This window comes from Novosphingobium sp. BW1 (assembly GCF_008107685.1).
GTDB lineage: Bacteria > Pseudomonadota > Alphaproteobacteria > Sphingomonadales > Sphingomonadaceae > Novosphingobium.
This window is the reverse complement of sequence record NZ_VIRF01000092.1, coordinates 1-14,920: the sequence shown is the minus strand read 5'-3', so window position 1 is coordinate 14,920 and position 14,920 is coordinate 1. Positions and strand designations below refer to the sequence as shown.

12 protein-coding genes and 1 tRNA gene are annotated in these 14,920 nt (G+C 65.4%); 6 read left to right on the top strand and 7 right to left on the bottom strand.

Translation table 11 applies throughout. The annotated features are described in order from the left end of the window. The first annotated feature begins 196 nt into the window (after window positions 1-196). Together FMM79_RS19350 and FMM79_RS19345 are read left to right on the top strand one after the other, a co-directional pair. Window positions 197-1,195 carry a cation diffusion facilitator family transporter gene (locus FMM79_RS19350; RefSeq protein WP_148629208.1) on the top strand — a complete coding sequence of 333 codons (999 nt, stop codon included), beginning with the start codon at window positions 197-199 and terminating at the stop codon, window positions 1,193-1,195. Window positions 1,196-1,319: 124 nt separating this feature from the next. Further along, window positions 1,320-1,922 carry a nuclear transport factor 2 family protein gene (locus FMM79_RS19345; protein ID WP_148629150.1) on the top strand — a complete coding sequence of 201 codons (603 nt, stop codon included), beginning with the start codon at window positions 1,320-1,322 and terminating at the stop codon, window positions 1,920-1,922. A gap of 247 nt (window positions 1,923-2,169) precedes the next feature. On the opposite strand, the gene clpX is transcribed toward FMM79_RS19345, so the two are convergent. The 4 genes from clpX to FMM79_RS19320 all read right to left on the bottom strand — a co-directional run bounded on the left by clpX (window position 2,170) and on the right by FMM79_RS19320 (window position 6,702). Then, complete coding sequence (clpX, locus tag FMM79_RS19340) at window positions 2,170-3,468, bottom strand: ATP-dependent Clp protease ATP-binding subunit ClpX (protein WP_148629148.1); 1,299 nt, start codon at window positions 3,466-3,468, stop codon at window positions 2,170-2,172. A 111-nt stretch (window positions 3,469-3,579) separates the two neighbouring features. Then, complete coding sequence (gene clpP / locus FMM79_RS19335) at window positions 3,580-4,245, bottom strand: ATP-dependent Clp endopeptidase proteolytic subunit ClpP (RefSeq protein WP_039391357.1); 666 nt, start codon at window positions 4,243-4,245, stop codon at window positions 3,580-3,582. Between the two features lie 698 nt (window positions 4,246-4,943). After that, the gene (gene tig, locus FMM79_RS19325; RefSeq protein ID WP_148629144.1) at window positions 4,944-6,524 is read right to left on the bottom strand and encodes a trigger factor; all 1,581 of its coding nucleotides are present in this window, start codon (window positions 6,522-6,524) and stop codon (window positions 4,944-4,946) included. Window positions 6,525-6,617: 93 nt separating this feature from the next. Next, a tRNA-Leu gene (locus FMM79_RS19320) sits at window positions 6,618-6,702 on the bottom strand. 188 nt (window positions 6,703-6,890) lie between these two features. Here FMM79_RS19320 and FMM79_RS21500 point away from each other — a divergent pair. Next, window positions 6,891-7,049 (top strand): hypothetical protein, encoded by a 159-nt coding sequence (locus FMM79_RS21500; protein WP_162853568.1) that lies wholly within the window; start codon window positions 6,891-6,893, stop codon window positions 7,047-7,049. 8 nt (window positions 7,050-7,057) lie between these two features. Here FMM79_RS21500 and sppA read toward each other — a convergent pair whose 3' ends face one another. After that, entirely contained in the window at window positions 7,058-8,971 is a 1,914-nt protein-coding gene (gene sppA / locus FMM79_RS19315; RefSeq protein WP_148629142.1) for a signal peptide peptidase SppA, read from the bottom strand. A gap of 147 nt (window positions 8,972-9,118) precedes the next feature. Between sppA and FMM79_RS19310 the strand changes: the two genes are divergently transcribed. Then, window positions 9,119-10,099, top strand: a complete 981-nt coding sequence (locus FMM79_RS19310) for an aspartate carbamoyltransferase catalytic subunit (protein WP_148629141.1) — start codon at window positions 9,119-9,121, stop codon at window positions 10,097-10,099. Continuing rightward, the gene (locus FMM79_RS19305) at window positions 10,096-11,343 is read left to right on the top strand and encodes a dihydroorotase family protein (RefSeq protein ID WP_148629139.1); all 1,248 of its coding nucleotides are present in this window, start codon (window positions 10,096-10,098) and stop codon (window positions 11,341-11,343) included. Before FMM79_RS19310 ends, FMM79_RS19305 begins: the two co-directional genes overlap by 4 nt. Before the next feature lie 266 nt (window positions 11,344-11,609). On the opposite strand, the gene FMM79_RS19300 is transcribed toward FMM79_RS19305, so the two are convergent. Further along, on the bottom strand, window positions 11,610-13,001 hold the full coding sequence (locus FMM79_RS19300; RefSeq protein WP_148629137.1) for an SPOR domain-containing protein: 1,392 nt from the start codon (window positions 12,999-13,001) through the stop codon (window positions 11,610-11,612). A 40-nt stretch (window positions 13,002-13,041) separates the two neighbouring features. After that, the gene (locus tag FMM79_RS19295; RefSeq protein ID WP_039391344.1) at window positions 13,042-13,761 is read right to left on the bottom strand and encodes a ParA family protein; all 720 of its coding nucleotides are present in this window, start codon (window positions 13,759-13,761) and stop codon (window positions 13,042-13,044) included. A 274-nt stretch (window positions 13,762-14,035) separates the two neighbouring features. On the opposite strand from FMM79_RS19295, the gene FMM79_RS19290 reads away from it, so the two are divergent. Then, the coding region (locus tag FMM79_RS19290; RefSeq protein WP_371710965.1) for a tetratricopeptide repeat protein at window positions 14,036-14,920 on the top strand (885 nt) is incomplete at its 3' end.

Here is a 14,920-nt window from a genome sequence, read left to right as displayed (position 1 = left end):
AAGCGGGTTATCATCCAATTGATCAAAACAAGATGTTGTTTTTTAGAGATTATTTTTTGATGCATATTTTTGCACTGCGGCAAAAATGTCACGAGGCAAGTTCTCTTATCCGCCGTCTGGAGAAAGCGGGAATTGTGAATGACATGTTACAACAACAGTTGAATCGCCCCGACGTGGCATGAGAGACACAATTGCGATGGAACACGAGACCTTAGCCACACCCCCGCACGCCCATGGGCACCACGGGCATTCTCATAGTCACGATCATGGGCATAGCCATGGCCATGGCCATGGGCACGGCCACCACCACGGCCCTCCTCCGGGCGGTGCGAACATGGCCTTTGCCATTGCCGTCAGTCTCAACGTGGTGTTCGTTATCGTCGAGGCCATCGCGGGATTCGTCAGCGGTTCCATCGCGCTTCTCGCCGATGCCGGGCACAACCTGACCGATGTGGTCTCGCTGCTGCTGGCCTGGGCCGCGGCCATCCTGGCCGCACGGCCGCCGTCCGAGCGTTTCACCTACGGCCTCAAGAGTTCGTCCATCCTGGCCTCGATCGCCAACGCGGCACTGCTGTGGGGCACGGTCGGCGCGATCCTGGTCGAGACCCTGCGGCGCCTGTTCGAACCCGCCCAGGTCGCGGGCACCACGATGATGGTGGTGGCGGCCATCGGCATTGCCATCAACGCACTCTCCGCGCTGCTCTTCGCCAAGGGCTCAAAGTCGGACCTCAACCTGCGCGCCGCCTTTGTCCATCTCATGGCCGACGCCGCCGTTTCGGCCGGTGTGGTCATCGCGGGCGGCCTCATCTGGGCGACCGGCATCGCCCTGCTGGATCCCATCACCTCACTCGTCATCACTCTGGTCATTGCCTGGTCAAGCTGGAGCATCCTGCGCGATTCGCTGCGCATGGGCATGCTCGCCGTGCCCGATGGCATTGACATCGCCAAGGTCCGCCGCCTGCTCGAAAGCCAACCCGGTGTTAGCCATGTCCACGACCTTCACGTCTGGCCGATGAGCACCACGGAAACCGCGCTCACCGCCCATCTCGTCAAGCCCGATGGCCCCGCCGACGACGAGTTTCTCGCCGCCATCGCCGAGCAGCTGGCACACGACTTCGGCATTGGCCATCCCACGATCCAGATCGAGATCGGGCACCCCGAAAGCTGTGCGCTCGCAGGCCCCGACACGGTCTGACGCAAGAATGAGCCGCCTCGTCGGCGCAGGCGGCACCGCGCGACCTCTGGCGCATTGATGCTCCCATCCGGTCGCGCCGTCCCGGCGAACCGATGCGCAAAGCTGTTCAAGGAGCCGCCCGTCCATGCCGTTGCTTCCCGTAAAATCGCTGCTTGCCAGCTGCGCTCTTCTCGGCCTTGCCGTGCCCACCGGCGCAAGCCTTGCTGCGACCTCACAGGACGCGCCTGCTTTGCAGGCCGACACCGCACGTGCCGAGCTTCAGCAGCGCTACGACGAACTCAGGCACGCAATGGAGCAGCGCTCGGCCCCACGCATCCAGGCCCTGCTTGCCCCCGGCTTCACCAGCACCGAACTTAGCGGACGCACGCTTGATACCGAGGCGATGATCGCCGAGTTGCAGGGAGCCCCGGCCGATCCCGACCGCGACACCCGCACCACGATCAAGGCCATTACCCTCGATGGCACGGAGGCCAGGGTACTCCAGACCATGACCGCCAGCGCACAGGTTCGCGGCCACGCGATGGAGATGATCGCGCGTGCAGAGGACACCTGGGTCCACGGCGAGGACGGCTGGAAACTCAAGACCACGACCTCGCAGGAGATGACCGTCACGCAGGACGGCAAGGTCATCCGCCGGGCACACCTGGACGACACTCCCGAACCTTTTCGCAAAACGCCTCCACCCCGCGCCGTGGCGATTGCCGGGCCGCAGATGGAAGGACGCTAAGCCGCAGGAAGATAGAGATTTTCAAGGGGGCATCCCCCCTTGCCCCCGGGATCGGTAACCTCACCTCTGTCGGCCCGAGATTGGCGCGCCGGACGTGGGCTAGACGGGATGGGTAGCCCGGGAGCAATGGCCCTCGGATCTGTTCCTTTCAATTACGCAAGGCCCGCTCCCATGAAAAAGGCCCGGATAGATCCTGCGATCCCCGGGCCCTTTTTTCGGAATTCCGCTCAGGCGGGAAGCGTGCCGGTCAGGCGGCTTCCTCGGCCTTGTCGCCCTTGAGGACGCGGACGGGCTCCTTGCGGCCCGCCACCACGTCACCGTCAACGACGACTTCGGCGATGTTCTCTTCGGTCGGCAGGTCGTACATCGTGTCGAGCAGGAGCCCTTCGACGATGGAACGCAGGCCACGCGCGCCGGTCTTGCGGTCGATCGCCTTCTGGGCGATCGCCTCGAGCGCCTCGTCGGTGAACGTCAGTTCGACGTCCTCCAGGTCGAAGAGCTTAGCGTACTGCTTGATCAGCGCGTTCTTGGGTTCCTTGAGGATCATCACCAGGGCGGCAATGTCGAGGTCCTCAAGCGTCGCAATGACTGGCAAACGGCCAACGAATTCCGGGATGAGGCCGAACTTGAGAAGATCCTCGGGCTCGCTCTTCTGGAGCAGTTCGCCCACGCGGCGCTTGTCGGGATCAGCGACATGCGCGCCAAAGCCGATCGAGCGCTTCTGGAGGCGGTCGCCGATGATCTTTTCGAGCCCCGCGAAGGCGCCACCGCAGATGAACAGGATGTTCGTGGTGTCGACCTGCAGAAACTCCTGCTGCGGATGCTTTCGCCCGCCCTGCGGCGGGACCGAGGCCGTGGTGCCTTCCATCAGCTTCAGCAGAGCCTGCTGCACACCTTCGCCCGACACGTCGCGCGTGATCGACGGATTCTCGGCCTTGCGGCTGATCTTGTCGATCTCGTCGATGTAGACGATGCCGTGCTGCGCCTTCTCGACATTGTAGTCGGACGCCTGCAGGAGCTTGAGGATGATGTTCTCCACATCCTCGCCCACGTAACCGGCTTCGGTCAGCGTGGTGGCGTCGGCCATGGTGAAGGGCACGTCGAAGGTCTTGGCCAGCGTCTGGGCGAGAAGGGTCTTGCCCGAGCCGGTCGGCCCGACGAGCAGGATGTTCGACTTCGACAGTTCGACGTCGCCCTGCTTGCCCGCATGCTTGAGGCGCTTATAGTGGTTATGGACAGCTACCGACAGGACACGCTTGGCGCGCTCCTGGCCGATCACGTAGTCGTTCAGCGTCTCGCAGATGTCACGGGGGGACGGCACGCCGCCATCCTTCTTGCCCGCGATCCCCGCCTTCGTCTCTTCGCGAATGATGTCGTTGCACAGCTCGACACATTCGTCACAGATAAAGACCGTGGGTCCCGCGATCAGCTTGCGCACTTCGTGCTGCGATTTCCCGCAGAAACTGCAGTACAGGGTGCTTTTCGCGTCAGATCCGCTCAATTTCTTCGCATTCCATCTAAAGGCCCCATCTTGGGCGACTCGCAGAGTCTACCTTGGACGGGGGCGGTTTAGCAATCCTAGGCGGTCAACGTTGACAGGGAGTGAAGGGACCGATCCGCCAATTCCGGCCCCTCCCAGTCCACGCCCGGGAGGCGATTAGCCCTCCGGCTTGTCCGCGTCGGGACGGGTCTCGAAGACCTTGTCGACCAGGCCAAAGGCCAAGGCTTCCTCGGCCTCGAGGAAGGTGTCACGGTCCATCGCCTTCTCGATCTCGTCGAGCGACTTGCCCGTGTATTTCACGTAGAGATCGTTCAGGCGGCGGCGCATGCGCAGGATCTCACGGGCCTGGATCTCGATGTCCGAGGCCATTCCCTGCGCGCCGCCCGAGGGCTGGTGCACCATGATGCGCGCATTGGGAAGCGCGATGCGCATGCCCGGCTCACCAGCCGCGAGCAAGAAGCTGCCCATCGAGGCGGCCTGGCCGATGCACACGGTCGAGATGCGCGGCTTGATGTACTGCATGGTGTCATGGATCGCCATGCCCGCCGTGACGACACCGCCCGGCGAGTTGATGTACATCGAGATGTCCTTCGAGGGATTTTCCGATTCCAGGAACAGCAGCTGCGCGACGATCAGCGAGGCCATGTGGTCTTCGACCTGGCCGGTAACAAATACAATGCGCTCGCGCAGGAGGCGCGAATAGATGTCGAAGCTGCGTTCACCCCGGCTGGTCTGCTCGACGACCATCGGCACGAGCGCGCCGGTCACGGGATCGGTTGTGAATTTTCCTTGAGCGCCTGACGCGCCAAACAGGTCGAGCATGGGATTCCTCATCTGGTTGCCGGCCTTATTTCGCGTGCCCCATCCCGATGTTCAAGGGCATAAACCCATCAATCGGTGTATGGATCGCGACAATTGCTCCACAATTGCCGAAACCACCCCGCTCCGTCCCGCACTCGGACGCCTGAAGCGGGGGAAATTGACAGGCCTGCTTGCACTGCCCACCACACAAGCGGGGCGACCGAATCCGGATAGTTCCCGGTCAACGTACAGACCGGGCTGCCGGGCCGGCCCCGGAGACAACGCATGACTTCGAAGTGAAAGCGTGCGCCACGGCAGGGCGCCCCCCCTGGAACGCCGATCTCATCGCGATGCCCCTACAGACAACGCCCGTGTCGTGCCCTTCGCCTATCGGGAGGTGGCCCGACACCTGGGCTTCACCCTTGCCCCGCAAGGCTCCCGCACGCTTTCGCGCGCCTGCCCTAACCTGTTCTGGGCCGAACACGATCCGGACAACCATTTCACAGCGTCCAGAATCCGGCCCCACCTGCGCGCCCGAAGCTTTGCGCTCGACACGCTCAGGCTGACGCGAGTCGGCTACGGCTGGATCGCCAGCGACCGCCCCTCCCGCTCAACTCGCCAATTAAGCTTGAAGCCCGGACGCAAGAAGGCCCGGCATGATGACCATGCCGGGCCTTCGTGAGGCGATCGAACGCGGGGGTCAGCCCCCGCGAACGCGATCAGTCTTCCTTGGCAGCCTCGTCCTTGGCAGCGGCCTTCTTGGCCGGAGCCTTCTTGACGGGCGCCTTCTTGGCGGCGGGCTTGGCTTCGCCATCCTCGGTTTTCTTGGCAGCGGCCTTCTTGGCCGGAGCCTTCTTGGCCGGGGCCTTCTTTTCGGCTGCGTCGTCACCGGCTTCGGCGTCGTCGGCCTTCTTGGCAGCGGCCTTCTTCGCCGGCGCCTTCTTGGCGGGCTTGGCGTCGGCCTTCTCGACTTCGCCTTCCTCCGCCTCGATCGCCGCCTGAAGTTCCTCGCGGGTCACTTCACGCTCGGTCACTTCCGACTTCTCGATGAGGAAGTCGACGACCTTGTCCTCATAGAGCGGCGCGCGCAGCTGAGCGGCCATCATGGGGTCCTGCTGGATGTATTCCATGAAGCGCTGGCGGTCTTCCGGACGGTACTGCTGGGCAGCCTGCGAGACCAGCATCGACATTTCCTGCGAGGTCACTTCAACGCCGTTGGCCTGGCCGATTTCCGACAGAAGCAGGCCGAGACGAACGCGGCGCTCGGCGATCTTGCGGTAATCGTCCTTCTCGTCCTCGATCTCCTTGAGCGCAGCTTCGGGATCTTCCTCGTTCGAGGCTTCCTGTACGAGCTGCTGCCAGATCTGGTTGAACTCGGCTTCGACCATCGAGGGCGGCACGTCGAAGTCGTGACCCGCGGCGAGCTGATCAAGCAGCTGGCGCTTCATCGCGGTGCGGGTGAGACCGGCGGTCTCCTGCTCGAGCTGGCCCTTGATGAGACCCTGAAGCTGCTCGAGGCTTTCGAGGCCGAGCTGCTTGGCGAACTCGTCATCGACAGTGCTCTCGACCGGCGCCTTGATCTCGTGGGCCACGATGTCGAAGGTGGTTTCCTTGCCGGCGAGGTGCGCGGCCTGGTAGTCCTCGGGGAAGGTCACGGTGATGACGCGTTCGTCACCGGCCTTGATGCCCTTGAGCTGCTCTTCGAAGCCCGGGATCAGCATGCCCGAACCGATCGTGATCGGCTGCTTTTCAGCCGCGCCACCTTCAAAGGGCTCGCCGTCGAGCTTGCCGGTGAAGTCGCAGATGACCTGGTCGCCGTCCTCGGCTTCGCCGTCCTTGGTCTCGAAACGCTGCTGCTGGCTGGCGATCTTCTCGACCTGCTCGGTGACGGCGTCCTCGGCGACGGGAACGGTCAGCTTTTCAAGCTTCAGGCCTTCGATCGAGGGGGTGTCGATCACGGGAAGGATTTCCAGCGCGACGCTCAGTTCCGCGTCCTTGCCCTGCTCGTAGCCTTCGCCGAGCGAGACGTCGGGGTTCATTGCGGGACGCAGCGCGTTGTCGGCAACCAGCTTGTCCATCGCTTCGCGGATGACGTTATTGAGCATGTCCTGGTGGATCGCATCGCCGTGCATCTTGCGCACGAGGTTGGCGGGAACCTTTCCGGGACGGAAACCGGGCATGCGCACCTGCGGAGCGATCTTCTTGATCTCGCCCTCGATGCGGTCGGTAATGGTGGTGGCCGGGATGGTCACCGTATAGGCGCGCTTCAGGCCCTCGTTGGTCGTTTCGACGATCTGCATCTCAATGCCTTCCTGTGCAATCCGTGGAGCCGTGCACGGCCAAATGCCGGGCGCGACCGATTCGCATGCCACATCCGGCCATGCGCGACGGACTGGTGCGGGCGAAGGGACTCGAACCCCCACATCTTGCGATACCAGAACCTAAATCTGGCGCGTCTACCAGTTCCGCCACGCCCGCATTCGGATGAAGCCTAAAACTCAAGGGACGTGCCCTTATAAGGCCACGCGCAAAAGGGCAAGCTCCGCGAGTCGCATTGGCCACGGCGCATCTCCGGAAAGAGGGGGCCTTGCAGGCTAAATCCCCCCTCCCCACTTCGAGGAGACAAGTCTCGCCGTGCGTGGCGAGGCCATAGCGAGGAGGTCCAGATGGCAACCCGTCCCGACGATACGCCCGGCCAGACACCGCCCGAAACCCCGCCCGTACCCAGCGACCCAGGCCCTGCGCCCGTGCCCGATGAGGCTCCCCTTCCCGGGCCCGACACCGACGCCCCGGACACAGGGCCAGCCGAATTGCCGAGCCTTTAGAAGCCCTCTTACGACCCGGCCGTGAGAATCCGCAGCCAGCTGCCGAGCCCGCCCGATCCAGCCGTCAGGGTGGGCCCCGGCGGGCCGGAAAGCGCGCCATCCACCGCAGTACAGGAAAGGCAGTAGGCCTGTATGCCGCTGGTCCCGGCAAGCGCCTGGACCGCCCGGCCCGCCTGCTCCATCCGCCGCGCATGGACCCGCGCGGCCAGCGCGGCGTAGTCCGAGATCGCCGCCTCTTCGCCCGAAGGACGGGCGAGGACCTGCGCCAGGAGCGAATCGAAGGGATCAACAGGCTCGGCGAGGTACTGCGCATGCCAGGGCTCGTTGCCCAGGCCGCCCTTTTTCGCGGCATAGGCGAGCGCAGCATCGAGTCCGCCCATTTCATCAACAAGACCGCGTTCCATCGCTTCGCGCCCCGTCCAGACCCGGCCCTGCCCCACGGCGTCAACGGCTTCGGGGGACATGTCGCGCGCCTTGCCGGCAACGCCCAGGAACTTGGCATAGGTCGATTCGACCGAGCCTTGCAGAAGCGCCTCCACTTCCGGCGAGAAACCGCCCAGGATGTCCGGTTCGCCCGACAGCGGCGTGGTCTTCACGCCGTCCGATGTGATGCCCAGGTCCGCCAGCGTCTTCTCAAAGCTTGTGACGACCGCGAAGACTCCGATCGATCCTGTGAGCGTGTCGGGCTCGGCAAAAATCCTCTCGCCTGCCGTCGACACCCAGTAGCCCCCACTCGCGGCCAGGTTGCCCATCGAGATGACCACCGGGATCTTCTTCGCGCGGTAGCGCAGGATCGCGCGGCGAATGCGCTCGGAGGCCATGGCCGATCCGCCCGGGGAATCGACCCGCACCACCAGCGCCTTGAAACCCTTGTCGAGATTGTCATCGAGCAGGCGCGCAATGCGATCCCCCCCCGCAGTACCAGGCCCCGCATCGCCATCGACGATGGTGCCCGCCACCGTGACCACCCCGATCGCCTCCCCCTTCGTGGGAGCGGGATTGGCGGTGAGCCATGTCCCAAGCGCGGTGTGGCGGTAGCGCGCGGCATGGTCGGCCTTGTCCGTGCCCTTCGCCTCGCCGACAATCTTCGCCACGCGCTGCTCGAACTCGGTCTTGTCGCCAATGCGATCGACAAGCCCTGCCGCCTTCGAGGCATCGGCCAGATCCCCCTTGCCCGCCGCGATCCAGGCCGCCGGGTCCTGCGTCATCTGCGCGACCGACGCCTTGGGACGCGCCTTGGCGAGATCGGCCTTCCAGCCGTCCCACAGCGCCTCGTAGATGTCCTCGTAGTTGGCCCTGGCCGCCTCCGACATGTCGGCGCGCAGGTAGGGCTCCACCGCGCTCTTGTAGGTACCCACGCGGTAGACGTGGGCCTTCACGCCGAAGCGGTCGAACAGGTTCTTGTAGAACAGGTGGTTTCCCCCCGGCCCGGAGACGAAGGTCGCCCCCATGGGATCTACCCAGACCTCGCTCGCGTGCGCGGCCAGCATCACCCCGTCGTCGGCGTAGGCGTTGGCAAAGGTGAGCACCGGCTTCCTGGCCGCGCGCACCTCGTCGATGGCGGCGGCCACCGCGCGTTCGTGGACCTGCCCGCCCCCCAGAAAGCGCGAGAGGTCGAGCACGACTGCGGTGATCCGTTCATCCTTTGCCGCGCTCTCCAGCGCGCGCACGACATCGCGCACCGGGTATTCGCCCACCGGCGCCTGCTGCGCGAGCAGCAGCTGGAAGGGGTCGGGCGTGCTTTTTTCCTCGACCAGGACACCATCGAGCTGGAGCAGAAGCGCGCCGCCCTCCACCTTTGCCGGCGTCGGACGCAGGCTCAGCGCGCCGAACAGCACCGTAAAAAAGCCGACCAGCAAAAGGAGGACGAGCGCGTCCTTGATGCCGACCAGCAGCTTCCACACCTTGGAGGCGAATTGCATTGGAACTCCCGGATAAAATCGACCGAACCTAGCGCCCTGACCGCCGCTGCGAAAGGGCCTCTTCGCCCGGTGTCCGACACACACCGACCAGCGTCGTGCGAATGGGGCTTGAGTGGGACCAGGAGCGGGCCTAAGGCCCTGTCTTCGATGACAGCTTCAGAATATACCTATCCCGAAGGCCGCGCCGCGTTCCCGCACGACGGCCTTGTCGGTATCGCCGGCCTTGCGCCCCATGAGATCTGGTTCCTCCTCGACGAGGCGGAACAGTGGGTCGAACTAAACCGGGGAGCGCAAAAACGCCGCGATGTCCTGTCGGGGCTGACTATCATCAACGCCTTTTTCGAGAATTCGACGCGCACTCTGCTCAGCTTCGAGATCGCGGGCAAGCGCCTGGGCGCCGACGTCGTAAACATGGCGGTGGCCACCTCGAGCGTGAAGAAGGGTGAGACCCTCATCGACACCGCCATGACGCTCAACGCCATGCGCGCCGATGCCATCGTTATCCGCCACTCCAGTTCCGGCGCGGTGCAGCTCATCGCCGACAAGGTCGACTGCCCGGTCCTCAACGCAGGCGACGGGCAGCACGAACACCCGACGCAGGCGCTTCTCGATGCCCTTACCATCCGCCACGCCAAGCGCGCCTTCAACGGCCTTCGCGTGACGATCTGCGGCGACATCCTGCACAGCCGTGTCGCGCGCTCGAACATCCTGTGCCTGACCTCGCTGGGCGCGGACGTACGTGTGTGCGCCCCGCCCGCGCTCATGCCTGCCGACATCGAGCGCATGAACGTCAAGGTCTTCCACGACTTCGACGCCGCGCTGGCAGGCTCGGACGTAGTCATGATGCTGCGCCTCCAGATGGAGCGCATGGAGGGTCAGTTCATCCCCTCGCCGCGCGAATACCGCCACCTCTACGGCCTCTCGCAGGAGCGTCTCAAGCTGGCCGAGCCCGACGCGCTGGTCATGCACCCCGGCCCCATGAATCGAGGCATCGAGATCGAAAGCAACGTTGCCGACATGATCGACCGCTCGCAGATCACCACCCAGGTCGAGATGGGCGTTGCCATGCGCATGGCCTGCCTCGAAGTGCTCACCCGCAAAGGACGCAAGATGGAGGGTTGGGCATGAGCCAGCACGCACCACTGACGATCCGCAACGGGCGCATCCTCCACGCTGACGGCACCATTGCCGAGGGCACCCTGCGCGCCGAGGGCGGCTTTATCACCGAGATGGGCCCGGACGTCACCGCGCGGGAGGGCGACACCGTCCACGATGCGCGCGGGCGTCTCGTCACCCCTGGCCTCGTCGACCTGGGCGTCTTTGCCATCGACAAGCCCGCCTTCCACTTCGGCGGGATCACCCGCGCGGCGCTGATGCCCGACCAGCCGACCCCGCTCGACATTCCCTCGCGTGTGCGTTTCGCCGCGCTTTCGGGAAAGCCGGACTTCTGGGTCCACCCGTTGGGCGGCGCGACGCGTGAACTGAAAGGCGAAGCGCTCGCCGAAATCGCGCTCATGCGCGATGCGGGCGCGAAAGCCGTGGCCACCGGGCGCCGCTGGATCGGCGATTCGGGTACGATGCTGCGGCTTCTGCAGTACTGCTCGATGCTGGGCATGACCGTGATCGCCCACGCCGAGGACGCCGGGATCACCGGCAAGGCCGTGGCGACTGCGGGAGAGATCGCGACGCGCCTTGGCCTGCCCAGTGCCCCGGCCGAAGCCGAAGCCATCGCCATCGCGCGTGACGTCGCCCTTGCCGAACTGGCAGGCGCGGCCATCCACTTTCGCAATGTGACCACGCGCGGGGGGCTAGACCTCATGCGTGCAGCCAAGGCCCGCGGCCTCAAGGTCACCGCGGGCGTGTCGCCCGGCTACTTCATGCTCTCGGACCTCGCCGTTGCGCAGTTCCGCACTTTCGCCCACCTCTCCCCGCCGCTGCGCTGCGAGGAGGACCGCAAGGCCGTGATCGCGGCCATCAGTGATGGCACCATCGACGTGATCGCCTCGGGCCACGACCCGCGCGGCTCGGAGGATAAGCGCCTGCCCTTTGCCGATTCCGCGCCCGGTACCGCCGGGGCCGAAACGCTGCTTCCGCTTACCATGAACCTGGTGCGCGACGGCGTGATCGACATGGCCCGTGCCTTCGATCTCCTCGCCGCGACCCCCGCAAAGCTCCTGGGCGTGCCTGCTGGACGCCTCGAAGTGGGCGCCGAGGCCGACATCGCGGTGATCGATCCCGACCGCCCCTGGATCGTTGATTCGGACAAGATGGCCGCGACGGCGGGCAACACCCCCTTCGACAAGCAGCCGGTCCAGGGCCGCGTTCTCGCGCTGTTCAAGGGCGGCATGACGCTCAAGACCAAGGTGGCCTAAGCCTTCTCCACGGAGCCGAACAGGCACGAAAACGTAAAAACTGATCCGAGGGCCATCGCCCTCGGGTTCTCCGAACTGCCTACCTCACCTTCCGCGCGCCAAGGTGACCAGGAAGCGTGAGGTCGCCGATTCCGGGGGCAAGGGGCGATGCGCCCTTGAAAGTCGGCAACTTCCCTCCCGATCTCGTTAGCAGCCCCAAAAAAGAGGCCACCGCCCCCCGGGGGGAGCGATGGCCTTCAGGTTCACATGGAACTGGTTGAAACAGATTAGCGGCGCGCGTGGCGCACAGCGCTTGAATTGCGAGCGAGGAGCGCTCCGGGCAGCGGGCGCGTCTCGGCGTAGGCGAAGCAGCCACCGCCGCGGTTCTTTACCGCCGCGCACATCGACTTGGCCGCGCGCCCGTCAAAACCTTCCGCAGCCACGCGGAAGTAGCGGCGCCCGGCGACTTCGGCCTCGGTGATGCGCATGGTGTGGTTCTTGAGGCGCGGATCGCGCGCCACAAAAATGCCCCAGGCGCGCTCGGCGCCTTCCATCGTGCGGAACGAGCCAAGCTGAATGAGGTGCGTGCCCTCGGCACTTGCCTTGTCCGCCAACGCGGTGCGGACCGGGGCAGAGACATCGGCAGGAGCCTTGGCCGAAACCGAACCGCCCATACGCACTTCGGGCAAACGCTGAACGACAGGCGTCGACACGAAGCGGACCGAACCGGCGGTCTCGGGCGCGACGGCAAGCACGGCCTCGGTCCTGGGAGCCGGAATGGATTCGATGTCGGCCTTGGCCGGGGCACGCAAGGTCGGAGCTACCGGCGCGGCTGCCGCGAGAGCCGGAAGCTCCGCCTCTGCCTTGACCGGCGTGTCCTTTGCCTTGACCGGCGTGTCCTTCATCGCCAGCGACCGCGGAACCGCGTCTGCCTCGGCGAGAGTCGCGCCCTCGGAACGGCCGTTCAGGGCAAGCGCCACGGGCTGGCCGGGATCGCGCACATCGAGCGGCGTGCCCAACAGTCCTGCGATACGCAGGCCGCTGTCGGCATCGCGTGCGCGGCGAGCCCATTCGCCCAGTCGCGCATCAAGCTGGTGCCCCGGAACGTCCTGCGAGGCGATGATCCGCGCCTGCGCCCACTGACCGCTCAGAGCGTAGGCATAGGCCAGGTTCTGGCGCGACTTGGGGGTATTCTCTCCCCCGCGCACGACATCGGTGAGAATCGCGACCCCCTGGCTCGGACGCCCGGCCAGCGCGACGGCCAGACCAAGATCGCTGGCCGGAATGCGGTCACGCCACTGCGCCAGAACGCGCAGCGCATCGGCGTTGTGTCCTGCACCAATGCTGGAAAGAACGAGGCCGAGCGCGGTGCGCGGGTCTTCATCGCCCAGCGCGAGCGCGTCGCGGAAGGTCATCTCGGCTGAGAGGAAGCGCCCTGCAGCCAGATAGGTGTGCGCAAGGTCGCTGCGTCGCGAGGCCGATTCAAACGATCGCTCGACCCGCTTCTCGGCCTTGAGGATGTCCTTGGAAACCTCTGCGACGTAAGCCTCGCTCGACACGGTTTCCGCCTCGCTGCGCGCAAGCGCGGCGTGGCTGACGAAGCCGCCCAGCAAGGACGCGGCAAGCGCGGAACAAGCGGCAAGGCCAGCCTGGCGCGGGGTAAGGTTCACTCGGGACATCCGGCAGTTCCTCGTCGATGAGTCGCGGGTGCGGGCGCTCTTACGAGCCCGCGACGCGGCGACCGAAACCACCGACCGGGCGAGCCATGCCCTGCGCCGGAGCGCTCTGGCCAGGCGCAGCGAAGACGGTGCGGCGGAAGTTCTTTTCCAGACGGTCGGCGATGTAGTTCCACAGCGCACCCACCTCCTGCGAGGAGCGTCCGTTGGGGTCCACTTCCATCACTGTGCGCCCGTCGATCATCGAGGCCGCGAAGTCGGTGCGCTGGTGCAGCGTGACCGGGGCAACCGTGCCGTGCTGCGAGAGCGCAACCGCGGCTTCGGCGGTGATGCGCGCCTTGGGGGTCGCCGCGTTGACCACGAACATCAGCGGCTTGCCGGCCCGTTCGCACAGATCGACCGTCGCGCCCACGGCGCGAAGGTCGTGCGGGCTGGGACGGGTCGGGACAACAATCAGCTCGGCCACCGAGATGACGCTCTGGATCGCCATGGTGATGGCAGGCGGGGTGTCGATCACCGCGAGCTTGAAGCCCTGCTGGCGAAGCACCTGGAGATCGTTGGCGAGGCGCGCAACGGTGGTCTGCGCAAAAGCGGGCAGTTCGGCCTCGCGCTCGTTCCACCAGTCGGCGAGCGAACCCTGCGGGTCGATGTCGATCAAAACGACCGGCCCTGCGCCGGCACGCTGCGCCTGAACGGCAAGGTGACCGGACAGAGTCGTCTTGCCCGATCCGCCCTTCTGTGAAGCCAGTGCCAGTACTCGCAAAGTCGGTCCCCCACGAAAACCCCGAAGCAGGGTCTGAAGAATGTCGGAACTGGAATCGCAGACCGTTCCTAATTTACCGTTAATTAGCGTAAATTTTGCACACTTGACCTGTGCAGCCCGGCTTTTACGCGGCTTTTGTCGCGGACTTTTCTTCTAACCCGGCCTTATACCGGCCCCATACAGATTGCCTGCAGCACCTTGCGGCTTCGCAGGCGAGGACAAAAGTCGCGCGCCCTCCTATGCTTGCGCCATGAGATTCGTGAAGGGACCAGCCTTGATCAACCGTCGCCGCCCCGACTTTCCGCTTCGTCGCGCGCTCGCGGGAGGATTCGCCGCTTTGGCGCTGCTCGCCGCAAGCCCGTCCGCGAACGCGGCGCAGGGCACAGACGATGCGGCACGCGCAGACGTCAAGGCAGGCGTCGATGCCTGGTCCGCCGGAAACTACGCCGAGGCCGTCGCCTTGTGGCAGCCCCTCGCCACCCAGAACGATCCCGACGCCCTGTTCAACCTCGCCCAGGCTTACAAGCTGGGACGCGGCGTCCCCGAGGACCTTGACCAAGCACGTAGTCTCTATGGGCGTGCCGCCGCGCTTGGCCATGTCCAGGCCGCCGACATCTATGGCCTGCTCCTTTTCCAGGAGGGCGAACGCGAGGCAGCCCTGCCTTACATCGAGGCTTCCGCGAGGCGCGGCGATCCGCGCGCGCAGTACGTCCTTGGCATTGCCCACTTCAACGGCGATTTTGTGTCCAAGGACTGGGTCGAGGCCTATGCCCTGCTGACACTGGCCCGCCAGGACGGGCTCCCCCAGGCAACCAAGGCCCTCGCGCAGATGGACGGGTACATTCCGCTCGAACAGCGCCAACAAGGCATCGCGCGCGCGCAGGAGCTCGCGCAGGTGAGCCGGGCCGAGCGCACACGTCAGGTCGCCGCGAACGAACTTGCTGGCCCTTCGCAGGACACCGCTCCAAGGGCGAAAACCGCCTCCCGCGAGCCCGATCCTCTCGTACAAGCCGCCACACGCGCCCGCGGCGCAAGCGCCGCCGAGGCGGGCGCCGACTACACGCGCCCGGCCGCCGGGAGCACCCCCCCTGCACCTGCAACCAACGCATGGCCAGCCCCCCGCGTCGCGTTCGGATCAAACACCCCCGCACCTCCGACC